Origin of the sequence: Streptomyces anatolicus, assembly GCF_019400875.1 — a bacterium.
Lineage (GTDB): Bacteria > Actinomycetota > Actinomycetes > Streptomycetales > Streptomycetaceae > Streptomyces > Streptomyces anatolicus.
The window spans coordinates 1-3378 of record NZ_WMBF01000606.1 but is presented as its reverse complement, the minus strand read 5'-3'; the positions used below and the strand labels follow the sequence as shown (position 1 = coordinate 3378).

At 72.4% G+C, this 3378-nt stretch carries 2 protein-coding genes and 1 pseudogene; 2 read left to right on the top strand and 1 reads right to left on the bottom strand.

Annotated features, from left to right (window positions below; translation table 11 throughout):
- A pseudogene (locus GKQ77_RS30280) lies at positions 1 to 350 on the bottom strand (hypothetical protein); the annotation flags it as partial.
- 135 nt (positions 351 to 485) lie between these two features.
- Here GKQ77_RS30280 and GKQ77_RS30275 point away from each other — a divergent pair.
- A complete protein-coding gene (locus GKQ77_RS30275) occupies positions 486 to 2576 on the top strand; it encodes a serine/threonine-protein kinase (RefSeq protein ID WP_219692316.1) in 2091 nt (696 codons plus the stop codon).
- A gap of 155 nt (positions 2577 to 2731) precedes the next feature.
- Positions 2732 to 3378: protein kinase (locus GKQ77_RS30270; RefSeq protein ID WP_372460028.1), on the top strand; the 647-nt coding region annotated here is incomplete at its 3' end.

Below are 3378 nucleotides of genomic sequence, written 5' to 3'. Positions count from 1 at the left end.
GCGTGGGCGAAGTGGACAATGGGGCGGAGGCGCGGTTTCGGGGCGGCTGCCGTCGCCCGGGACCCTCTCGGCCGCGGCGCGTCGGATACCGGCGAGGCCGGGCGTACGGGCCTTGTCGCATGGGGCAGTTGTGGCTCCGCGAGGGGCCGCTGGTGGCGCGGTCCCGCGGTGCTCGGGAGCGGTGCGGTCAGTTCGCGGGTCAGGAGGGCCGCGGCCGGGGCCTTGCCTCGGCCGATGAGCAGCGGAAGAGTGGCGTCCGTGGTCGTCGTCGCGGGTTGCGGCGGGCCTGCCGTCAGGCTGATGAGGGTCGCCGCCACGACGATGGCCGCCAGTGAGCGCGGTGTCGGCATGGCGCTCCCTCCTTGTGCGCGGTCCATCATGCGGGACGGTGGACCCTGGGCGCCGGCCGGTCCCCGAGTAGGGGACAATGAAGGCTCTGTCAGGGCGGGTTGCGCGGGTAGCAGCGGTAGCAGCAGAGGGGACGCATGTCGGACGCGGAGCAGACGGGTGAGTCCCGTCGGGACAGGAGCGAACGTCTCCTCGCCGGCCGGTACCGGCTGGGAGAGGTGCTCGGCCGCGGCGGCATGGGCACCGTGTGGCGCGCCAAGGACGAGACACTGGGCCGTACGGTCGCGGTGAAGGAGCTGCGGTTCCCCTCCAGCATCGACGAGGAGGAGAAGCGGCGGCTCATCACGCGGACGCTGCGCGAGGCGAAGGCGATCGCGCGGATCCGCAACACCAGCGCGGTGACGGTCTACGACGTGGTCGACGAGGACGACCGGCCGTGGATCGTGATGGAGCTGGTCGAGGGCAAGTCCCTCGCGGAGGCGATCCGCGAGGACGGGGTCCTCACGCCGAGGCGGGCGGCCGAGGTCGGCCTCGCCGTGCTCGACGTGCTGCGCTCCGCGCACCGCGAGGGCATCCTGCACCGCGACGTGAAGCCGTCGAACGTGCTGATCGCCGAGGACGGCCGTGTCGTGCTCACGGACTTCGGTATCGCGCAGGTCGAGGGCGACCCGTCGATCACGTCGACGGGCATGCTCGTCGGCGCTCCCTCGTACATCTCCCCGGAGCGTGCCCGCGGGCACAAGCCGGGCCCCGCCGCCGACCTGTGGTCACTGGGCGGTCTGCTGTACGCGGCGGTGGAGGGTGTGCCTCCGTACGACAAGGGGTCGGCCATCGCGACCCTCACCGCGGTGATGACCGAGGACGTCGATCCGCCGAAGAACGCCGGTCCGTTGGAGAAGGTCATCTACGGCCTCCTCGCCAAGGACCCCGAGCAGCGGCTCGACGACGCGGGGGCGCGGGCGCTCCTGATGGACGTGATCCACGCGCCGGGGCCCAAGGCGGAGCCGGACCCGGTCGAGGCGACCAAGGTCGTACCGCTGCCTCCGGTGCCTCCGGCGCCGAAGAAGACGGCACGGACAGCCAAGCCCGTCAGGGCGGGCACTCCGGCCAGGCTGACGAAGAAGTCGGGCGCGGCCGCCGGTGCCACGGGCGCCGCCGGTGCGTCCGGGGCCGTCGCGGGCCGCAAGGTCGAGGAATCCGCCGACGGGCTGAAGGGCGCGCTGCGCTCGGTCCGCAAGGCGGCCTCGGCGGCCACGGGCGCCGCGGTGGGCGCGGTCTCCGGTTCGTCCGCGGGGACGGGTTCGGCGGCGGGGACGGGTGCCGGCTCCGTGGCGGGCGTACCGCCACGGCCGAGTGCGTCGCCGGGTGTGTCACCGACCGCGTCGCCGAGCGCACCGGCGGGTGCCTCGCCGCGTGTGCCTCCGAAGGCCTCGCTCACCGACGTGGTGCCCAGGCGGACGCTGGTGATCGTGTCCGTGGTGGCCGTGCTCGCGGTGCTCGGTACGGTGCTCGCCTTCGCGCTCTCGGGCGGGGATGACGGCGACTCCGGCAAGGACAGCAAGGGCGGCGACAAGGCCGCGTCCAGCGGGGCGACCGCGGGGGGCGACGGCCAGGGCAAGGACGACGCCGACGCGGGCAAGGACACGGACAAGGGCTCCGGTTCGGGGTCCGGCTCCGGGTCCGGGTCAGGGGACGACAAGGAAGAGGGCCAGGGCACCGACCCGGGCAAGGGTTCGGACGCCGACGAGGGCGAGGGCCACGACCCGGGCCAGGACGGCGGCAAGAAGCCGGGTGACGGCGCCGAGTCCACGTACGAGCACTCCCAGGGCTTCAAGATCGGGCTGCCCAAGGGGTGGAAGTACCAGTCCACGGGCGTCGCGGGCGCGCGGTTCACCGGGCCCGACGCGCAGAAGCTGCTCGTCGGTTGGACGACCGCGCCCAAGGACAACCCGGTGCTCGACTGGCAGAACCAGGAGAAGCACATGGTCCGGTCGCAGTATGACCGGATAAGGATAGAGAAGGTGGATTTCCGCGGGTGGAATACCGCCGACTGGGAATTCACCTATGTGGAGGGCGGGACCAAGTACCGCTCCGTCGACCGGGGCTTCGTCGTCAACGGCGGACTGGGCTACGGAATCATGTACACGGCCAAGGCCGACGACTGGAAGGGCGATCAGCGGCGGGACACATGGCGGACCTTCACCAAGACGTTCCAGCCGAAGTCGTGAGCCCGCGCCAGGTGTGAGATTGCCGTTGATGGGATCTCGTATCCCCTCATTGCGGTTCGCCCACGGCACGTATCGTGAGTGCTCGCGGACCGTACGCAGCCGCAACGAGCCACAAGACGAACGGAATTGACCACCGGGCGGACGGGGGAGGCATCGTGGACGACTATGCGGGACGGGTGCTCGCCGACCGCTACCGCCTGCCGCTGCCGCCCTCGGACGAGTACGAACTCGCCGAATCCCGCGCCTTCGACACCTACAGCGGGCAGGAAGTCCTGGTCAGGCAGGTCCCGCTGCCGGAGATCGTCGAGGCGGAGGTCCTTGAGGAGGACGACCTGCCCGAGGGGTTCGTGCCCCGGGCGGGGGCGGGCGGCGCCGGAGTGCGGCGCTCCGCGGCGCGGACGACGCGCAGGCCCACCGATCCCGCCGTGCGGCGCGCGATGGAGGCGGCGCAGACGGCCGCGCAGATACCGGACCACCCCCGGCTCGACCAGGTCTTCGACGTGTTCGCGGAGGGCGGCTCGCTCTGGATAGTGAGCGAGTTGGTGGCGGCGAGGCCGCTGGCGGCGCTCCTCGCGGATCGCCCGCTGAGTCCGTACCGCGCGGCGGAGGTCGCGGCGGACGTCCTCGCGGCGCTGCGCGTGCTGCACGCGCACGGCTGGGTGCATCGGAACATCACCGCGCGCACGGTCCTGATCTGCGACGACGGCCGCGTGATGCTGACGGGCCTGGCGGCCGGAGCGGCCGAGGAGGCCCTGTGCGGGTACGACCCACGGCCCGTGGAGGCGGGGGAGGCGGCGGGTTC